This window comes from Rhodococcus olei (assembly GCF_039540555.1).
In the GTDB taxonomy this organism is placed as follows: domain Bacteria; phylum Actinomycetota; class Actinomycetes; order Mycobacteriales; family Mycobacteriaceae; genus Rhodococcus_G; species Rhodococcus_G olei.
The window spans coordinates 21,489-40,026 of sequence record NZ_BAABFB010000059.1 but is presented as its reverse complement, the minus strand read 5'-3'; the positions used below and the strand labels follow the sequence as shown (position 1 = coordinate 40,026).

Genomic DNA, 18,538 nt, shown 5'->3' with positions numbered 1-18,538 from the left:
CCGGTTCCGGGGGCCGACACGGCGTCGCCCGGGTGGTCCGCAATCGGTTCGGTCGTGGCACGCGTTCAGCGAAACGCTGCCTGACCGGTCAGCGCCTTGCCGATGGTCAGCTGGTGCATCTCGGAGGTTCCCTCGTAGGTGAGAACGGATTCGAGGTTGTTGGCGTGCCGGATGACCGGGTACTCGAGGGTGATGCCGTTGGCGCCCAGGATCGTTCGGCATTCCCGAGCGATGGCGATGGCCTCGCGCACGTTGTTGAGCTTGCCGGTGCTGATCTGCTCCGGGGTGATCTCGCCACGGTCCGTGATCCTGCCGAGGTGGTAGGCGAGGAGGTGTCCCTTGCCCAGCTCGACCGCCATGTCGGCGATCTTCGCCTGGGTCAGCTGGTACGCCGACAACGGCTTGTCGAACACCGCTCGGGACTGCGCGTACTCGATCGCGGTCTCCAGGCAGTCCCGGGCGGCGCCGATCGCACCGAACGCGATTCCGAATCGCGCCTCGGACAGGGCGGTGAGCGGGCCACGCAGCCCCTTCGCGTTCGGCAGCACTGCCGAGGCCGGAAGGCGGACGTCGTCGAGCACCAGCTCCGAGGTGACCGACGCGCGCAGCGACATCTTCCGTTCGATCTCGGGCGCGGAGAAACCGGGGGTGTCGGCCGGGACGACGAAACCGCGTATGCCGCCGTCGGTCTGGGCCCACACCACTGCCGCGTCGGCGATCGAACCGTTGGTGATCCACATCTTGGTGCAGTTGAGGATCCAGTCGTCGCCGTCGCGCCGGGCGCTGGTGCGCATGCCGGCCGGGTTGGAGCCGAAATCCGGCTCGGTCAGCCCGAAGCAGCCGACGGCCCTTCCGGCGGCCATTCACGGCAGCCACTCCTGCTTCTGCTCCTGTCGTCCACCTCGACGGGGACGTTCACGAACAACAACGTGGCCAACCTCAGGTGGCCGCAGTGCCGGTGCGGAGACGCCTCCCCGGAGTGTATTCGGGCGGTGAGGTCGGGCACGCTGGGTGTGGCTGAGTGCAGTCGCCCGCATCACCGGCGGCCATGATGCCGTCTCGAACTGCCGGACCATCACGTGCGGCCGCACCGGAGGGCGATCCACGGCGCCGATCAGTCGAGACGGCCGGACCGGAGTTCGGTCACCGCGATCTGCGCGGCCCGCCCGATGGCGTGATCCACGACCGGGAGAACCGGATCGGCGCGGGCAGCTTGCGTGAACACCGCCACGGCGATCGGGATCTCGCCAGGGAAGCTCACGACGGCGACTTCATTCCGGATCGCGCCGATTGTTCCGGTTTTCCCGGCGACCGTCACACCGGTGTACGGGAACCCGGACCTGATCCGGTGTGGCCAGACCTGGGCCGTCATCACCTCGGTGATGAACTCGGTCTGCGCCGGTGACACGGCGCGGCCGGTCCAGATCGCGTCGAGGAGCGACGTCATGTCGCGGGGCGTGGTGGCACTCGTGTACGCGGGGTCGTAGGCCGATACCGTCCATGCCTCGTCGTTGTCGGCCAGCGCCGCGAAGGCCTCGGCGGTCGTGTGGGCACGGGCGTCGACGAGGAGGGCGCGGTGCACGTCCGCGGTGCCGCCGACGACCCGGGTGTGCACCAGCCCGAGCTCGGTGAGCGCCTGATCGACGCCGGCGAGTCCCACCTGGCCGAGGATGAGGTCGGCGGCGGCGTTGTCGGAGACGGTCATCATCGACAGGGCCAGGTCTCGCCAGCTCATCACCACTGGGTCCCGAAAAAGCGACACGCCGGTGGGTCCGGGAGTGCAGTCCGCCGGGTTGACGCGCACGGACGTCGTCGGTGCGAGTGTCCCGCTGTCGAAGCGTCGGCACAGTGCAACCAGCAGGGGAAGTTTGTACACCGATGCCGTCACGACGAGATCGTCTGCGCCGACGCAGATTTCGGGGCCCGGATCGGGGCCGCAGACGCGCCTGGCGTGCAGCCGGCCGGTGCATCCGGCGTCGGCGAAGACATCGTGGATCCGCTGAACGGTGGGTAAGTTCATCGGCCCGTCCTGATCAGTACCCGATCGAGCGCATGGGCGCTCGTTCCGACGTCGGTACCCGATCGCCATGTGATCCGCAGGCGCAGCGCGAGATCGTCGCGCAGCATGTCGAGCCAGGCCACGCCCGGCATCGGTGTCGGCGGCGCAGTGGTCACCCCGAAGCACGTACCGGCGGCGACCTGCGCGAGGAGGTCTCTCGGGCAGGTCGAGACGACGACGTCGGGATCGAGACCGCGAGCGCGCCACAGGTCGACGAACAGGTCGTGGGCCGGCGGGTTGTCCGATCGCGGTGTGGTGGACAGGGCAAGACCCTGCAGTATTCGGGCCTGGACCTTCCCCGCTGTCGCGGCCGGATGGTCCTCCGGCACCACGACCCACCGTCGGAGCTTGAGCACCGGTCCGCAGTCCAGACCGGTGAGCACGGCGGGATGTTCGACCACGGCGAGGTCGAGGGCGCCGGTGCGGACACCGTCCACCAGTTCAGCTGTGCTCGAGGTCGTGGTGACCACCCGGGCTCGGCCGGCGTTGCGGAGCGCACCGATGCACTGGACCACGAGTTCGTCGCGAACCGCGTGCGGCACTCCCCACCGCACCGCCGCGTCGTCGCCGCCCGCGATGCGCCGCGCCTCGTCCTCGAATCGGGTGGCGTCGGCAACGAGAAGCCTTGCGCGCGGAAGCAATTGGCGTCCAGCGTCGGTGAGAGAGACGCCGCGCGCAGTGCGGTGTACCAGTTCGGTCCCCAGCCTCTGCTCCAGTCGCCGCATGCCCTGTGACAACGGTGGTTGCGTCATCCCGAGTCGTGTGGAGGCGTTCCCGAAATGTCCTTCCTCAGCCACTGCGACAAAGAAGCGTAGGTGCCGGAGCAGATCCATGGGGTCATCTAACCAGCGAGCGCCCCGCTGCCACCGGGGCGAGGCCAGTTCCATCGCACACAACCAGTCGTCGACCAGCGGCGATAGCGGAAGCGACTCGGCTCCGGGCCGGGATGCTCTTTGCGTCCGGCGGATCCGAGTCCCATGGTGTGTGCCATGACCGGAAACCGAAACCGTCGGACCCGCACGCTGTCCCTCCGTCGCATCTGTCTGCTGGGGCTCGCCCTGCCCGCGCTGGTGGGGGGCTGCGCCGCAACCGCGGACCCAGCTGCACTCGAAACACCTGCCACAGCAATGCGATCCGACTCACTCGCTGCGGACATCGCCGGGCTCGAAGTGCGTCACGGAACGTGAATCGGCGTCACCGCGATCGATCCGAGCAGCGGCAAGACATTCCATCACCGGGCCGACGAACCCTTCGCCATGTGCTCGACCTTCAAGACCTACGCGACCGCAGAGGTGCTGCGCCGAACCGCTGCGGGAACCGCCTCCCTCGAGGAGTCGATCGCGATCGAACCCGTTGATCTGGTGGAGGATTCGCCCGTGACCTCGGCGGCAGTCGGCACCTCGATGACCGTCCGCCAACTCGCCGAAGCCGCACTGACCCGCAGCGACAACACCGCGGGCAACCAACTCCTCGAGCGGATCGGAGGTCCGGCCGCAGTCACGGCGCTGGCGCGCGACATCGGGGACGACAGTACGCGGCTCGATCGCTGGGAGCCCGAGCTCAATGCCGCGCTCCGCGGCGATCCCCGGGACACCTCGACGACGCGCGAACTGGCGGACGGATACCGCGCGCTTCTCATCGGGGATGCGCTGGCACCAGCCGAGCGAGCACAGCTGGTCGACTGGCTGCGCGCCAGCACCACCTCCGACAAGCGAATCCGCGCGGGCCTGCCGACGGGCTGGACGGCTGCCGACAAGACCGGCGCGGGGCGGTTCGGAACCGTCAACGACGTCGGGGTGGTGTGGGATCCGGCCGGCAGGCCGCTTGTGCTCGCAGTTCTCACCGACAGCCTGTCGAACCGGGAGGATGCGCCGCGGAACAACCAGGTGATCGCCGACACGACCGCGGCCGTGATCCGAGCGCTGCGCGGTTAGTCCAATGGCCGCGCGAGTGGCCGACCCCGATGCCGGTCGCCGTGCTCGGCGGCCAGTCGGTCACCGGGAGCGGGTGACGGTCGGGCCTGGTTTCGTGCGGCGGACAGCAATGGACACCGTGACGGCGTCCGTCCTCGCGTGTCGGATCGATCAAGCGTCACCGCACCGGAATTCGGTTTGATGAAACAGGTACGGCCGCCCGGATCAGGGGTGACCGTCCGCGACCGGTCGCAGGGCGGCCGAGGTTCGATCGATGTGGTCGCTCAGCAGGCGTGCGGCGAGATCCGCATCGCGGGCGAGGGCGGCGTCGAGGATCGCGCGGTGCTCGGCGGCGACGTCGCGAGCGGGATCATGGTGCCCGGACCAGTGCCGGTACAGGGCGGCGGCGTCGCGGAGCGACAGGGCGACGTCGAGGAGGCGGTCGTTGCCGCACCCGGCGAGCAGGGCCTGGTGGAATCGTTCGTGGGTGTCGAACCAGTCCGCGTTCGCGGCCCCGTCCGCGGTGGTCGCCGCGGTCGACGCCAGCACGTGGTGAGCGGCCACGACTGCCGACTCCCAGTGCACGTCGCCGCGCCGGACCGCGAGACGGAACGTCAGTGACTCGATCTCGCGGCGGGTCTCGGTGAGGTCGTCGAGATCCCTCAGCGACAGTGTCACCACGCGAAAACCCTGCTGCGGCAGGGCGACGGCCAGGCCCTGTTCGGCCAGCCGGGTCAGCGCCTCCCGCACCACCGACTGGCTCACCGCGTACCGCCCGGTGAGATCGGCGAACCGCAGCCGCTGCCCGGGCTGCAACGCGCCGCGCAGGATCTCGTCGCGGATCTGCTCGTACACGGCGCCGGCACGGGTCGTCGGAGTGGCGGTTCCCATCCCTCGACCCTACCGTCTGCTCGCCATTCTCAAGAAATATCGACAATTTCTTGCTTTGTCGACAGTTTCGGGTGCACGATGGGTCGGCGCCAGGCGGCGCATACCGATCCCCGAGCCACCAGGAGACACGTCATGCGGGTCGCGAACATCGACGGACGACTGGCACTGGCCGTCGACGGAGGCCACATCGACGTCGAGACCGCGAGCGGCGGCCGCTTCGGGCCGGACGCCCAGGCCGTCTACGACGAGTGGGCGGCGTTCACCGAATGGGCCGCCGCGCTCGACTCCGCGGGACGTCCCCGGATCGAGGTGACCGCACGGACGGTGTGGGGTGCGCCCGTCCCGCGTCCCCGGCAGGTGTTCGCAATCGGCCTCAACTACGCCGACCACGCCGCCGAGTCCCGCATCGCGGTGCCGCCGGTCCCCGCCGTGTTCACCAAGTTCCCGACCGCGATCAGCGGGCCCGAGCAGCCGATCGTCCTGCCGACGGCGACGGTGGACTGGGAGGTCGAACTGGTCGTCGTCATCGGCACGCGCTGCGACCGCGTCGTCGCGGACCGGGCGTGGGATCACGTCGCCGGTGTGACCGTCGGCCAGGACATTTCCGAGCGCACCCTGCAGCTCCAGGGAGCCGCGCCGCAGTTCTCCCTCGCCAAGTCGTACCGCGGGTTCGCGCCGATGGGTCCGGAACTGGTGACCGTCGACGAACTGCCGAACCGCGACGATCTCGAGATCGGCTGCTCCCTCGCCGGCGGCGACGTGCTGCAGCGGGGCCGCACGTCCGCGATGATCTTCCCGATCCCCGCTCTGATCGCCCACCTGTCGTCGGTGTGCCCGCTGCTGCCCGGCGACGTCGTCTTCACCGGCACCCCCGACGGGGTGGGCATGGCCCGTACCCCGCAGCAGTTCCTCAGCCCCGGCGACACGCTCGTCAGCTGGATCGAGGGTGTGGGAACGATGCGGAATCCGCTTGTCTCGCCCGGCGTCGACGCGCCCGCCGTGTAACGCTGGATCGCAACGTCGCGACACCTCCCATGACGTGACGTCAACGCACGGCACGGGGGGCCGTCCGCGCGTCGTCCGACAGCCAGCGATTGGGGAGCGGTCATGGGACTTCGGGGATTCGTCGCACGACACCGCATCGCCTCGGCGATGGCGGCACCGGCGGCGCTGGGCGTCGCGGCCGCCACGACCGCGTGGTTCGCGTTCGTGCCCCCACCGTCCCCGATCGACACCCAGCTCACCTCGTCGGTCACCGAGTGCCACGACATGGTCACCGTCTCCATCGCGGGCCGGAGCGACACCCCGGTCGCCGGAACCACGAAGATGCTCGTCGACGCGAACGGCAACGCGCTGCCCGCCGCGCTGTCCGGGGACTACAGCAGCCCCTGGATCGACCAGGTCGTCAACGCGCCCAACGCCGTCAACACCCCGCTCGACCCCAACGCCTACGCCGCCGTGTACATCGCCTACCCCGCGAACATGGACAGCTACGAGACCGCGGTCGACACCGGCGTCGCCAACACCGAATCCGTGATGCGGCAGATCCGGCAGTCGTGCCCGAACACCCGGTTCTCCGTCGTCGGGTACAGCGAGGGTGCCGACGTCGCCCGCCGTGTCGCGATGGACATCGGGCACCAGGACGGTGGCAACGGCTACGGGATCGTGGACCCGGCGAACGTCGTCGGGGTCGTGATCTTCGCGGACGCGGGCCGCGCCGCCGGCCAGGGCCCGTTCCCGGGCGCCACGGACCCGTTCAGCAACCCGGACGGGTTCGACCGCCCGTACCAGACCGGCACCACGGCCACCCCCGGGGCGGGCGCGGTGACCGGCACCGGGGGAGCCGACTTCGGTGCACTCGCCGGCAGGGTCGCGTCGTTCTGCTCGGACGGCGACCTGACCTGCTCGGCGCCGAAGAACATCTCGCTGCTGCAGCTCGCGATCAACGTCGGCCGCCAGCTGAACGTCGATGCGCTCCAGCGCGACGGATTCACCCCGGCCGCCGGTCAGGACGTCGCGGTGGTCCTCGGCCGCGTCGGATACGAGGCCTTCCGGCTGATCCGGTCGCAGCCGGACTGGATGCAGAGCGACCAGACGTTCCTCGACGTGCTGCTGACAGTGTCGGATCCGGCGTACAAGCCGGGCCAGGCCGTCACGACGCCTCTTCCGGCACAGTCCATTTCGGCGGACGAGATGTCGCCGCTGGCGTACCTGCCGAAGAAGGTGTTCAACGAGATCATCGGGCTGATCGTCACCAACCAGAACACCATTCCGGTCGTGATGAGCGACCCGTACCAGCTGACCCTCGGCCCGGACACCGGGCACCACTTCGACTACTGGCGCGACACCAGCCCCGGCGACGGCAAGCCCCTCACCTCGGCGGAATACGCCGCGCAGTGGCTGACCCAGCTGGCGCAGCAGGCGCAGGAGGGCAAGCCGGTCGTGACCCCCGCGAAGCCGAGCGCGACCACGCCCGCGCCGGCCACCACGACCACGACCACGACGACCACGACGACCACGACGACCGAATCCACCACGACCTCCGCGACCGCGACCACGTCGGCGACAACCGATTCCGCGACGGACGACGTCGAGAAGACGACCGCCCCCGCGACCACGACGGCGGGCAGCGCGACCGCGACCGACGGGATCGGCACGTCCCCGACGAGCCCGGAGTCCGCCACCGCGACGACCGCGGGGGCGGCGACCACGAAGGACGTGGAGGCCGCGTCGGCACCGCCGAAGGACGTGTCGGGTCAGAGCACGCCCACGACGACCGTGGCCCCCACCCCGACGCCGACGGCGGCGGCGAAGGCCGCGGGATAGCCGACCTGCCGCACCGGCCGTGAGGACCGCGGCGCCCACCGGGCGGGCCGCCCCGGGTGCCGCGATTCGCGCGACCCGCCGTGCGCCACATGACTCCCGGCCTCGGCAAACACCGGACACTCGTCCGAATGCATGTCTAGTCTGGCCTTCCCGACTGTCGACGACGAGAGCAGGTGCGCAATGAAGACCAAGGGCGCGTTGATCTGGGATTTCAATCAGCCGTGGTCGATCGAGGAGATCGAGATCGGCGACCCGCGCAAGGGCGAGGTCAAGGTACAGATGGAAGCGTCGGGCATGTGCCACTCCGACCACCATCTGGTCACCGGCGGCATTCCGATGGCCGGGTTTCCGGTCCTGGGCGGTCACGAGGGCGCCGGCATCGTCACCGAGGTCGGTGAGGGCGTCGAGGATGTCGCGGTCGGCGACCACGTGGTGCTCTCGTTCATCCCGTCCTGCGGCAAGTGCCCGTCCTGTCAGGCCGGTCTGCGCAACCTCTGCGACCTCGGCATGTACCTGCTGGGAGGCGCCTCGGTCAGCGACGGCTCCTTCCGCGTCCAGGCACGGGGACAGAACGTCTACCCGATGACCCTGCTCGGCACGTTCTCGCCGTACCTGGTGGTGCACCAGAGTTCGGTGGTCAAGATCGACCCGTCGATCCCGTTCGAGGTCGCGTGCCTCGTCGGTTGCGGTGTGACCACCGGTTACGGCTCGGCCACGCACACCGCGCAGATCCGGCCCGGTGAGGACGTCGCGATCGTCGGACTCGGCGGGGTGGGCATCTCGGCCTTGCAGGGCGCCGCCAACTCCGGTGCCCGCTTCATCTTCGCGATCGACCCGGTCGAGTGGAAGCGCGAACAGGCGTTGAAGTTCGGCGCCACCCACACCTTCGCCAGCGTCGAGGAGGCGGCAGGCCCGATCGCCGAGATCACGGCCGCCGGAATGGCGAAGAAGACGATCGTCACCGTCGGCGAGGTGCACGGCGAGGACGTCGACCTGTGGATGGGGATCACGTCGAAGGCCGGCACCGTGGTGCTGACCGCGATGGGGAGCCTGGTCGAGAACAAGGTCACGCTGAACCTGTCGATGCTGACCCTGCTGCAGAAGAATCTGCAGGGCAGCATCTTCGGCGGGTCCAACCCGCACTACGACATCCCCCTCCTGCTGTCCCTGTACAAGGCCGGCAAACTCAACCTCGACGACATGGTCACCCGGCAGTACCGGCTCGAGCAGATCAACGACGGCTACCGGGACATGCTGGAGGGACGCAACATCCGCGGTGTCATCCGCTACACCGACGCGGACCGCTGACCCCGACTACCGTGGGAGCGGAAGGGCGGTGCGGGTGCCGCGAGGGCGCACCCGCACCGCGGCCCGCTGAGTGTCACGACGGACGGGGGTCCGCGACATGCCCGACCACGGTCACCGCCTGACATTCGGCTCGTTCGTCACGCCCAGCAGCGCCGATCCGCAGCGGGCGGTCGCACTCGCGGAGGCGTCCGAGGCCGCCGGACTGGACCTGGTGACGTTCCAGGACCACCCGTACCAGCCCGCATTCCTCGACACCTGGACGTTGCTGAGCTACGCGGCGGCCAGGACCGAGCGTGTCCACCTGTCGGCGAACGTGCTCAACCTGCCGCTGCGGCCACCGGCGGTGATCGCGCGGGCCGCCGCGAGCCTCGACCTGTTATCCGGCGGACGGTTCGAACTGGGCATCGGGGCAGGCGGATTCTGGGACGCCATCGCGGCGATGGGTGGTCGCCGGCTCAGTCCGGGACAGTCCGTCGACGCGCTCGGTGAGGCGATCGATGTCATCCGCGGGATCTGGGACACCGGCACCCGGGAGCGGCTGCAGGTCGACGGCGCGTACTACCGCGTCTCCGGTGCCAAACGCGGTCCGGCTCCCGCCCACGACATCGGCATCTGGATCGGGGCGTACAAGCCGCGGATGCTGCGGCTGATCGGGCGGAAGGCCGACGGGTGGCTGCCGTCGCTGGCGTACCTCTCCGACATGCGCGGCATCGTGCGCGCCAACGAGATTCTCGACGCCGCGGCCGAGGAGGCCGGGCGCCGCCCCGCCGACATCCGTCGCCTGCTCAACATCGGCGGCCGATTCGACGACGCCGGCAACGGCCTGCTGTCCGGGCCGCCACGGCGGTGGGTCGAGCGACTCACCGAGATGACCCTCGAGCTCGGATTCGGCACCTACATCCTGGCGTCGGACGATCCGACCACGCTGCGGATCTTCGGCGAGGAGGTCGCGCCGGGCGTGCGCGCGGCCGTCGCCGAGACGCGGTGATGCGATGGGCACCTGCGCCGGACGGTAGACCGATCGACTCGGCCGGTGCCACGTGACCTTGTCGGCACGACCCGGGTGACCCGTACCGGGCGACGACGCCGGAGCTCACTTGGCGCTCGTGTACTCCGGGCAGTAGGACGCCACCGCGGCGACCACGATCGTCGTGGTCTGATACTCGCTGTAGGTGCCCGAGCTGCCGGACTGGTGCTTGGCGATCGTCTTCGCGTCGGCCACGCTCCGTCCGCTCTGGACCGCGCGTTCGATGGCGTCGCACATGCTGTGACCCACGCTCACTGCCACCGCATCGCTGTCGAAGGGAACGGCCGCGACGGCGACCTCGCGCAGATAACCCTTGTCGGGTGAGTCCGAATCCGAGGCCGACGAGCCGCATCCGGCGAGCAGGCCGACGGCCGCGAGCCCGACTGCCGTCGCGGTCCCAAATCGTTTGCCCGGCTTCCGGAATCGGACTTTCCGGCCAGAGTTGTTCACCCACATGATCGGGCATACTAGCGACACGGTGGGGGCCGCAATGTGCGGTCCGCCGAAACGTGCCTCGAGTGCACGCGGGCCCGGCATCCGGGTGGATGCCGGGCCCGACGCGTGGTCCGATCAGGCCAGTTTGGCCAGCAGGTCCGCGCGCTGCCGGGCGCCGAGCCCGGAAACGCGGCGGGTCTCGGCGATGCCGACCGATTCGGCCAGCTCGCGGGCCTTGACCTTGCCGACCTTCGGCAGCGACTCGAGCAGGTACAGCACCTTGGTCTTGCCGACGAGCTCGTCCGTGTCCGCCTTGTCGAGGACGTCCACGAGGCTCACTTTGCCGGATTTCAGCTCCTCGCGGAGCGCAGAACGGGCCTTGCGGGACGCGGCCGCCTTCTCGAGGGCCGCTGCGCGCTGTTCGGGGGTCAGGGTGGGCAGTGCCATGGTGAGCCTCTCTCTCCGGTTACCGGGGGCCAGAACCACAGGCTAGAACTGCCGTAGCCGTGAATCGCGGTACCGACGTTCCCGCGTGTCGCGGTCGCGCGGCCCGGTCACTTGCCGCGCCACACCGGTGTCCGTTTCTCCAGGAACGCCGCCATGCCCTCCTGTGCGTCGCAGGTGACCGCGTTGGTGGCCATCGTCTCGGCCATCGCGGTGTACGCGCCGTCCTGCGGGAGGTCGATCTGCCGGTAGAACGCCTGCTTGCCGATCTGCAGCGTCAGGGGGCTCGCTCCGACGATCTTCGCGATCAGGGCGCGCACCTGCGCGTCGAGGTCGTCCGCTGCGACGACGAGGTTCACCAGGCCCCAGTCGGCGGCGGTGTGCGCGTCGATCGTCTCGCCGGTCAGCAGCATCTGCATCGCCCGCTTGCGCCCCACCGAGCGACTCAACGCCACCATCGGTGTCGAGCAGAACAGCCCGATCCGCACGCCGGGTGTCCCGAACACGGCGTTCTCCGACGCGACCACCAGGTCGCACGACGCCGCGAGCTGGCAGCCGGCCGCGATCGCGGGACCCTGGACGGCCGCGATCACCGGCTGCGGGATCTGCTGGACGGTCTCCATCATCTCGACGCACACGTCGAAGATCGCCCGTTCCTCGTCGAGGGTGCGGTCGACCATCTCGGACAGGTCGTGTCCGGCGGAGAACACCGGGCCGTCGGCGGCGATCACGACCGCGCGTACCGCGGTGTCCGCGGACAGCTCGCGCAGTGCCGCCGTGACCTCCTGCATCACGCTGGTGGACAGCGGGTTTCGCTGCTTCGGACGGTTCAGGACGATGGTGCCGATGCCGGCCTCGGCGTCGGTGTCGGTCCTGACAGCGTGGTCCATGACGCACCTCTTCCTCGGTCGCTCGCCCCTTCGTCGATGCTACGACGACACGGACGCACCGGGCCTCCCCCGAAAGGGGGGAACGCCGTGGGTCAGCGGCGCAGCAGCGACCGCAGGAACCCGCCCGCGGCGGGGCGCTCGCAGGTGCAGCGCTGGGCGACGGGGACGTGACGCATGACGTCGTCGACGTGGTTGCCGCACCCGGCCCAGGTGGTCTTGCCGCAGCGGGTACAGGGAGTGGGCTGGCACATGGTGGGTCCTCTCGATCGGGTGGTCCCCGCAATAATACCCATGGGGGTATATGGCTCGGCTGTGACTGTTGCCTCACCGCGACGGGGATCCTCGACGGCTCGCCCTTCGCGGGTGAAACCCGGGTGGACGGTGGTTTCCCGCGGTCTGTGGAGTTGTCCGGAGCTGTCCGGCGCGTCGGCACTGGCAGGATCGACGCGGTGAGCACCGCAAACCTGACCCGTGCCGAGACCGCCGCCCGTGCCGCGGCGGTCACCGTCCGCGCCTACCGTGTCGAGCTGGACCTCGGCGATGCGCCGAACCCCGCGAACCCGGGCTTCGCGACCACCACGGCCATGGAGTTCGACGCCACGGCCGGGGAGACGTGGCTCGACTTCGTGGGTGCGTCGGTCGAGTCGGTCACCGTCAACGGAACCGCGGTCGACGTCGAGTACGACGGCGCGCGGATCACACTGCAGGGGTTGGCCGGGTCGAACACCGTCGTCGTCCGTGCCACCGGTGCCTACAGTCGCTCGGGGGAGGGGCTGCACCGCTTCGTCGACCCCGTCGACGGGCAGACCTACCTGTACACCCAGTACGAGCCGGCCGACGCCCGGAGGGTGTTCGCGTGCTTCGAGCAGCCGGACATGAAGGCGCCGTTCACGTTCGCGGTGACCGCACCGACCGGCTGGGAAGTGGTCTCGAACCGGCCCGTCGCGGCCCGGGTGGAGAACGGAGACCGGCGGAGGGTGGAGTTCTCGCCCACCCTCCCGATCTCCACCTACATCACCGCGATCGTCGCCGGGCCGTACCACCGTGTGGAATCCGAATGGAGCAGAGACGATCTCACGGTCCCGCTCGGAGTGCTGTGCCGGGCGTCGCTCGCGCCGTACCTGGACGCCGACACGATCCTCGAGGTCACCCGGCAGGGACTGGACTTCTTCGCCGAGCACTTCGACCATCCGTACCCGTGGGGCAAGTACGACCAGGTGTTCGTGCCCGAATACAACCTGGGCGCGATGGAGAACCCCGGCTGCGTGACGTTCACGGAGGCCTACGTGTTCCGCGGTGCCGCGACCGCCGCGCAGTACGAGGGGCGCGCCAACACGATCCTGCACGAGATGGCGCACATGTGGTTCGGCGACCTGGTGACGATGGTGTGGTGGGACGACCTGTGGCTCAAGGAGTCCTTCGCCGACTACATGGGTGCGCTCGCGAGCGCCGAGGCCACCGAGTGGTCCGACGCGTGGGTGGCGTTCGCGAATCGGCGTAAGGCGTGGGCGTATTCGCAGGATCAGTTGCCCACCACGCACCCGATCGTCGCGGACATCGTCGACCTCGAGACGGCGAAGCTGAACTTCGACGGCATCACCTACGCCAAGGGCGCCAGCGTGCTCAAACAGCTCGTCGCGTACGTCGGGCGGGACGCGTTCTTCGCGGGCGCGCGCCGCTACTTCCGCGAACACGCCTACGGCAACACCACTCTCGCGGATCTGCTGGCCGAACTCTCCGCATCGTCCGGGCGTGACCTGGACGGGTGGGCGCGGGCGTGGCTGCAGACCACCGGGGTGTCCACGCTGTCGGTCGAGCCCGGACCCGACGGGGTGGTGATCGTGCAGACCGATCCGCGTCCGCACCGGCTGGCGGTCGGTCTCTACGACTTCGACGAGAACGGTGACCTGGTCCGGCGGGACCGTGTGGAGGTCGACCTGGTCGAGGCGCACACCCCGGTCGCGCTGCCGGACGCGCCGCTGCGGCTGCTCAACGACGGCGACCTGACCTACGCGAAGGTGCGGCTCGACGCCGAATCGCTGGCCACGGTGGAACGGTCGTTGGATCGGGTGGTGGATCCGCTGGCCCGCGGCCTGATCTGGTCGGCGCTGTGGAACGCAACCCGCGACGGTGAGCTCGACCCGCGTCGCTATCTCGGTGTCGTGCGTGCGTTCGCGCCGGCCGAGTCGAACATCGCCCTGCTCACCGCGGCGACCACCAATGCCGCGTTCGCGGTCGGGCACTACCTGCCCGACGGGGACCGGGACCTCTGGCGCGGGGAGTGGCTCGAATCCTGCTGGGCGGCACTGTGGTCCGCCGAACCGGGATCCGGGGCGCAGTTGGTGTGGGTCCGCGCGGTCGCCGCGGCCGCCACCGTCGACGACCGGTTCGCCGCCGACGTCCGGGGAATCCTCGACGGTGACACGGCCGCACCGGACGGACTGACGCTCGACCCCGACCTGCGCTGGTTGCTGTGGACGGCGCTCGCCGCCACCGGACACGCCGACGCCGGGGACCTGGACGCCGAACTGGCCGGCGACGGCACCGCGTCCGGCCGCACCGCCCACCTGCGCGCCCTGACCGCCCGGCCGGACCCCGACGTGAAGGCGGCCGCATGGGTGTCCGCGCTGACCGACACGACCCTGACCAACGACCACCTCGACGCGACGATCGGGGGCTTCCGGGCCGGCGAGCGCCGCGACCTCCTCGCTCGCCACGACGACGCCTACTTCGCCTCGATCGCCGAGGTCTGGGCGCGGCGCAGCATCGAGATCGCGAGACGAATCGTCGTCGGCCTCTTCCCGGCGTCCGACTCCCTGGACGCCGTCGACGACTGGCTCGCCGCGCAGGGCGATGCGCCGGCGGCGCTGCGCCGGCTGGTCGTCGAACAGCGCGACCACCTGGCCCGGGACCTGCGGGTGCGCGCGGCGGTGACGGGTCTCGACTGATGCGATGCAGGCCGGGGACTGTCGAGTCGACCGGTTCCGTGGGCGTCAGCGCCAGAATTCGGTGAGCGGCTCGGCGAGAACTCTGCCCTGGTTGTAACCGGCTCGAGCAGCAGGTGGACGCAGCGACAGATCCATCGCATTGGCGCCGAACATGTGCTCGGAGTCGCTGTCCGGGAAGATCGTTTCGACTCTGCTGCCGCGGGCTCGTAGCTCGTCGACCTGCGCCGCGAGCTGCATGCCCCAGTCCAGCGGATGCCGCGATCTGCCGGCGAACGGTGACAGCACCAGCACCCGCCCGTATCCGGCTGCCAGATCGGCATTCTCGTTGCGTCGGTAGCCGCCGTCGATGTATCGGTTGTCCCCGATCCTGTAGGCGACGCCACTGGAACAGCTGGCGGCGACGGCGTCCACCAGGTCGACTCCGGTGTGACGGTCGAACACGACCGGTTCACCCGTCCGGGCATCGACCGCCGTGACGAGCACCGCTCGTCGCGGCCAGTGCTGACTGGGCAGCCGCGCGGCGACGGTCGCGCGCCACCGCGTGTGCCGGGAGCCGTCCGACGCCGCATCCGTGTCGAGTGCCGCCGCGCCGATTCTGCGGCGCATGTCCGCCGCATCCTCGGCGGCGGCGATGATCGTGCTCGTTCTCTCCATGTGGTCCGCAGCCGCCGTGATCGGAGCCCGTCCGGCGTCGGATCCGACCGGACCGGTCCGTTGTGGGGGCGCCGCGGCGAGGATGGCGGCAAGCAGTTCGGTCGGCGTCGCGCCGGCCAGCTGGGCCGCTGCCGTGGAACCGGCGGACGTCCCGACGGTCAGGTCGGCTGTGGTCACGTCCAGCCCGGCGTCGAACAGGCCGGCGATGACGCCGATCAGCCACGCATTGCCTGTCGATCCGCCGCCACCGAGAACCAGCGCTCGCTCATCCGCGGCGCGCACCCGCTTTGTGGCGTCGACCTGGGGCTGATCCTGGTCGGAGACCGTCGTCGAGGTGACAGGCAGACTTGAAGAAGGTGTTGTGTCCATGGGAGTCGCCTTTCGCGGATTGCCTGGTGGGCGCTCCCGGTGGCGACTAGTTCAGTCGCGCGATCGTGGATTGCAGGGGAGCACCCAGTGCGGATACTGCGTTCACGGGTCTCACCTCCTGCCGACAGGTCACGATCGCCACGACGCTAACACGCCGACGGCGCGAGTGCGCGATCGCATCATGCCGGTCGCGCACTCGCTGTGCGGTTGCCCGGGCCGGGTGAGACACCCGTGGTGTGCCGGGCACCGGCTGTCCCGGGATCGACCGGGCGACGCCGTCCCAGTGCTGCGGAATCCGAACGCGGCAGGTCCGTCGTTCGTGACGAGCCGGATGACACGCCGCGGGCCGGGCGATCAGCCGCGGTTGTCGATCAGCCTGCGCGCCTTGCCGATCGAGCGTTCCAGTGCGGCGGGATCGGTCACGTCCACGACGACGCTGACGCCGATCCGGTTCTTCACGGCCTTCGTCAGATCGGCCGCGGCACGGCCCCGGGAGTCGGCGTCGGCGTCCGGGCGGGCTTCGACCCGGACCGTGAGCCGGTCCATCCGGTCGGGCCGATCGAGGACGCACTGGAACTGGGGCGCCAGCGCCGGGATCGTGAGGATCAGCTCCTCGATCTGGGTGGGGAACAGGTTGACCCCGCGAAGGATGATCATGTCGTCGGTGCGGCCGGTGACCTTCTGCATCCGGCGCATCGTGCGGGCGGTGCCGGGCAGCAGGCGGGTCAGGTCCCGGGTCCGGTAGCGGACGACCGGCATCGCCTCCTTGGTCAGCGAGGTGAAGACGAGCTCGCCCTCCTCGCCGTCGGGCAGCACCTCACCGGTGACCGGGTCGATGACCTCCGGATAGAAGTGGTCTTCCCAGATGTGCAGGCCGTCCTTGGTTTCGACGCACTCCATCGCGACGCCGGGGCCCATCACCTCGGACAGCCCGTAGATGTCGACGGCGTCCATGTCCAGTCGCCGCTCGAGCTCGGACCGCATCTCCTCGGTCCACGGTTCGGCGCCGAAGACGCCGGTGCGCAGCGACGTGCTCGCCGGGTCGATGCCGCGGGCGACCATCGCGTCCACGAGCGTGAGCATGTACGACGGCGTGACCATGATCGCGTCAGGCCGGAAGTCCTGGATCAGCTGGACCTGCCGTTCGGTCATGCCGCCGGACATCGGGATCACGGTGCAGCCCAGCCGTTCCGCGCCGTAGTGTGCCCCGAGCCCGCCGGTGAACAACCCGTAGCCGTAGGCGACGTGCACCTTGTCGGTGGGCTTGACGCCACCGGCACGCAGGCTGCGAGCCACCAGATCGGCCCAGTTGTCGAGGTCGCGTGCGGTGTACCCGACGACGGTCGGTCGCCCGGTGGTGCCGGACGAGGCGTGGATCCGCGACACCCGCTCCTGCGGAACGGCGAACATCCCGAACGGGTAGTTCGCCCGCAGGTCCGCCTTCGCCGTGAACGGGAACTTCGCCAGATCCGACAGGTCCTTCAGGTCGGTCGGGTGCACCCCGGCCGCGTCGAACGCCTGCCGGTAGTGCGGGACGTTCTCGAAGGCGTGGGTGAGGGACCAGCGCAGGCGCTCCAGCTGCAGCGCGGAAATCCGGTCCCGACTGGCGAATTCGATGTCCTGCTTCGGTGTGGCGGTCGCGGTCATGTGGTCTCCCGAGGGCTCGTGAGGATGGTCAGGCATCGAAGTCGACGGTGACGGCGTCACCGACCGGATACGTCTGGCAGGTGAGCACGAATCCGGCGGCGACCTCGTCGTCCTCGAGCGCGTAGTTGCGGCGCATGTCGACGTCGCCGCACGTGACCTGCGCGCGGCAGGTTCCGCACACTCCGCCCTTGCACGCGAACGGCAGGTCGGAGCGGTACTTCTCGGCGGCGTCGAGGATCGTCTCGTCGCGGGGGAGCGTCGCGGTGGTGGATCGGCCGTCCAGGATCACGGTGACCTCGCTGCTCGGGCCTGCGATCCCCGGTTCGCGGTGCGTCTCCAACGGCGGCGGGACGTCGTCGACGAAGAACAGTTCGTGGTGGATCCGGCTCCTGTCGACGCCGAGATCGCCGAGCACGGTCTCGGCGTCGGTGACCATCCCGTACGGGCCGCACAGCCAGAAGTGATCGACCTCCCGGTACGGCAGCACCGACTCGAAGATCGTCCGCAGGCGCTGCGCGTCGAGGCGACCGCTGAAGAGTTCCACCTCGCGAGGCTCGCGGGAGAGCACGTGCAGCACCTCGAACCGCGCCCCGTACCGGTCCTTGAGGTCCGCGATCTCCTCGGCGAACATCACCGACCGGGTCCGCCGGTTGCCGTAGAGCAGAACGACTTCCGCGTCCGGGTTCGCGAGCATCGAGGAGGCGATGGAGAGCACCGGGGTGATGCCGGAGCCGGCGGCGACGAGCACATGGCGGCCGCCGGCCGCCGGGTCGGCGACGAAGGTGCCGCTCGGACCCTGCACGTCGATCCGGTCCCCGCGGCGCACCTGACGCACCAGCCACGTGGAGAACAGGCCGTCCGAGACCAGCCGCACCCCGACCCGCGGTGCGTCGCCCGCCGGCGCGCAGATCGAGTAGGTCCGCCGGTGTTCGACGCCGTCGACCGTGCGCCGCAGTGTCAGCGACTGGCCGGGGCCGAAGTCGAACTCGTCGGTGAGGTCGTCGGGCACCTCGAAGGTGACGGCGACGGCGTCGTCACACAGGGTCTCGACGTCCGCGACGGTCAGGGTGTGGAACGCCCTGCTGCGTGCGGCGGTCCGGGAGCGGGCGGTGACGGCGGAGGTCATG

The 18,538-nt window shown here is 69.9% G+C and carries 16 protein-coding genes and 1 pseudogene; 6 read left to right on the top strand and 11 right to left on the bottom strand.

Going from position 1 to position 18,538, the window contains the following annotated elements; all coding sequences use genetic code 11:
* Window positions 1-65 precede the first annotated feature (65 nt).
* From ABD951_RS18475 to ABD951_RS18465, 3 genes and pseudogenes are all read right to left on the bottom strand, one after another.
* Window positions 66-899: pseudogene (locus tag ABD951_RS18475) on the bottom strand (acyl-CoA dehydrogenase family protein); the annotation flags it as partial.
* Between the two features lie 215 nt (window positions 900-1,114).
* Window positions 1,115-2,020 (bottom strand): serine hydrolase, encoded by a 906-nt coding sequence (locus ABD951_RS18470; RefSeq protein WP_345348186.1) that lies wholly within the window; start codon window positions 2,018-2,020, stop codon window positions 1,115-1,117.
* Window positions 2,017-2,892 (bottom strand): LysR family transcriptional regulator, encoded by an 876-nt coding sequence (locus ABD951_RS18465; RefSeq protein WP_345348184.1) that lies wholly within the window; start codon window positions 2,890-2,892, stop codon window positions 2,017-2,019. The genes ABD951_RS18470 and ABD951_RS18465 overlap by 4 nt, the downstream gene beginning before the upstream one ends.
* A gap of 354 nt (window positions 2,893-3,246) precedes the next feature.
* Between ABD951_RS18465 and bla the strand changes: the two genes are divergently transcribed.
* Window positions 3,247-3,993: a class A beta-lactamase gene (gene bla / locus ABD951_RS18460; RefSeq protein ID WP_345348997.1), complete on the top strand. Its 747-nt coding sequence runs from the start codon at window positions 3,247-3,249 to the stop codon at window positions 3,991-3,993.
* 204 nt (window positions 3,994-4,197) lie between these two features.
* Here bla and ABD951_RS18455 read toward each other — a convergent pair whose 3' ends face one another.
* Window positions 4,198-4,863 carry a GntR family transcriptional regulator gene (locus ABD951_RS18455; RefSeq protein WP_345348181.1) on the bottom strand — a complete coding sequence of 222 codons (666 nt, stop codon included), beginning with the start codon at window positions 4,861-4,863 and terminating at the stop codon, window positions 4,198-4,200.
* A gap of 132 nt (window positions 4,864-4,995) precedes the next feature.
* Between ABD951_RS18455 and ABD951_RS18450 the strand changes: the two genes are divergently transcribed.
* The 4 genes from ABD951_RS18450 (at window position 4,996) to ABD951_RS18435 (ending at window position 9,985) form a co-directional block, all read left to right on the top strand.
* Window positions 4,996-5,868, top strand: a complete 873-nt coding sequence (locus ABD951_RS18450) for a fumarylacetoacetate hydrolase family protein (protein ID WP_345348178.1) — start codon at window positions 4,996-4,998, stop codon at window positions 5,866-5,868.
* 102 nt (window positions 5,869-5,970) lie between these two features.
* Window positions 5,971-7,689 carry a cutinase family protein gene (locus tag ABD951_RS18445; protein ID WP_345348175.1) on the top strand — a complete coding sequence of 573 codons (1,719 nt, stop codon included), beginning with the start codon at window positions 5,971-5,973 and terminating at the stop codon, window positions 7,687-7,689.
* A gap of 180 nt (window positions 7,690-7,869) precedes the next feature.
* Window positions 7,870-8,997 (top strand): NDMA-dependent alcohol dehydrogenase, encoded by a 1,128-nt coding sequence (locus tag ABD951_RS18440; RefSeq protein ID WP_345348172.1) that lies wholly within the window; start codon window positions 7,870-7,872, stop codon window positions 8,995-8,997.
* A gap of 97 nt (window positions 8,998-9,094) precedes the next feature.
* A complete protein-coding gene (locus ABD951_RS18435; protein WP_345348169.1) occupies window positions 9,095-9,985 on the top strand; it encodes an LLM class flavin-dependent oxidoreductase in 891 nt (296 codons plus the stop codon).
* A gap of 105 nt (window positions 9,986-10,090) precedes the next feature.
* On the opposite strand, the gene ABD951_RS18430 is transcribed toward ABD951_RS18435, so the two are convergent.
* The 4 genes from ABD951_RS18430 to ABD951_RS18415 all read right to left on the bottom strand — a co-directional run bounded on the left by ABD951_RS18430 (window position 10,091) and on the right by ABD951_RS18415 (window position 12,044).
* Window positions 10,091-10,480 (bottom strand): DUF732 domain-containing protein, encoded by a 390-nt coding sequence (locus tag ABD951_RS18430; RefSeq protein WP_345348166.1) that lies wholly within the window; start codon window positions 10,478-10,480, stop codon window positions 10,091-10,093.
* Window positions 10,481-10,594: 114 nt separating this feature from the next.
* Window positions 10,595-10,906: an integration host factor, actinobacterial type gene (gene mihF / locus ABD951_RS18425; protein ID WP_345348163.1), complete on the bottom strand. Its 312-nt coding sequence runs from the start codon at window positions 10,904-10,906 to the stop codon at window positions 10,595-10,597.
* 107 nt (window positions 10,907-11,013) lie between these two features.
* The gene (locus ABD951_RS18420) at window positions 11,014-11,793 is read right to left on the bottom strand and encodes an enoyl-CoA hydratase (protein WP_345348160.1); all 780 of its coding nucleotides are present in this window, start codon (window positions 11,791-11,793) and stop codon (window positions 11,014-11,016) included.
* A gap of 92 nt (window positions 11,794-11,885) precedes the next feature.
* Entirely contained in the window at window positions 11,886-12,044 is a 159-nt protein-coding gene (locus ABD951_RS18415) for a hypothetical protein (protein ID WP_345348157.1), read from the bottom strand.
* 198 nt (window positions 12,045-12,242) lie between these two features.
* Here ABD951_RS18415 and pepN point away from each other — a divergent pair, with 198 nt between their 5' ends.
* Window positions 12,243-14,741, top strand: coding sequence for an aminopeptidase N (gene pepN, locus ABD951_RS18410; RefSeq protein WP_345348154.1), 2,499 nt, complete (start codon window positions 12,243-12,245; stop codon window positions 14,739-14,741).
* A 45-nt stretch (window positions 14,742-14,786) separates the two neighbouring features.
* Here the strand turns inward: pepN and ABD951_RS18405 are convergent, their stop codons facing one another.
* The 3 genes from ABD951_RS18405 to paaE form a co-directional block, all read right to left on the bottom strand.
* A complete protein-coding gene (locus ABD951_RS18405; protein WP_345348151.1) occupies window positions 14,787-15,764 on the bottom strand; it encodes a patatin-like phospholipase family protein in 978 nt (325 codons plus the stop codon).
* A gap of 354 nt (window positions 15,765-16,118) precedes the next feature.
* Window positions 16,119-17,411 carry a phenylacetate--CoA ligase PaaK gene (gene paaK, locus ABD951_RS18400; protein ID WP_345348148.1) on the bottom strand — a complete coding sequence of 431 codons (1,293 nt, stop codon included), beginning with the start codon at window positions 17,409-17,411 and terminating at the stop codon, window positions 16,119-16,121.
* A 28-nt stretch (window positions 17,412-17,439) separates the two neighbouring features.
* Window positions 17,440-18,537, bottom strand: coding sequence for a 1,2-phenylacetyl-CoA epoxidase subunit PaaE (gene paaE, locus ABD951_RS18395; RefSeq protein WP_345348145.1), 1,098 nt, complete (start codon window positions 18,535-18,537; stop codon window positions 17,440-17,442).
* Window position 18,538 lies beyond the last annotated feature (1 nt).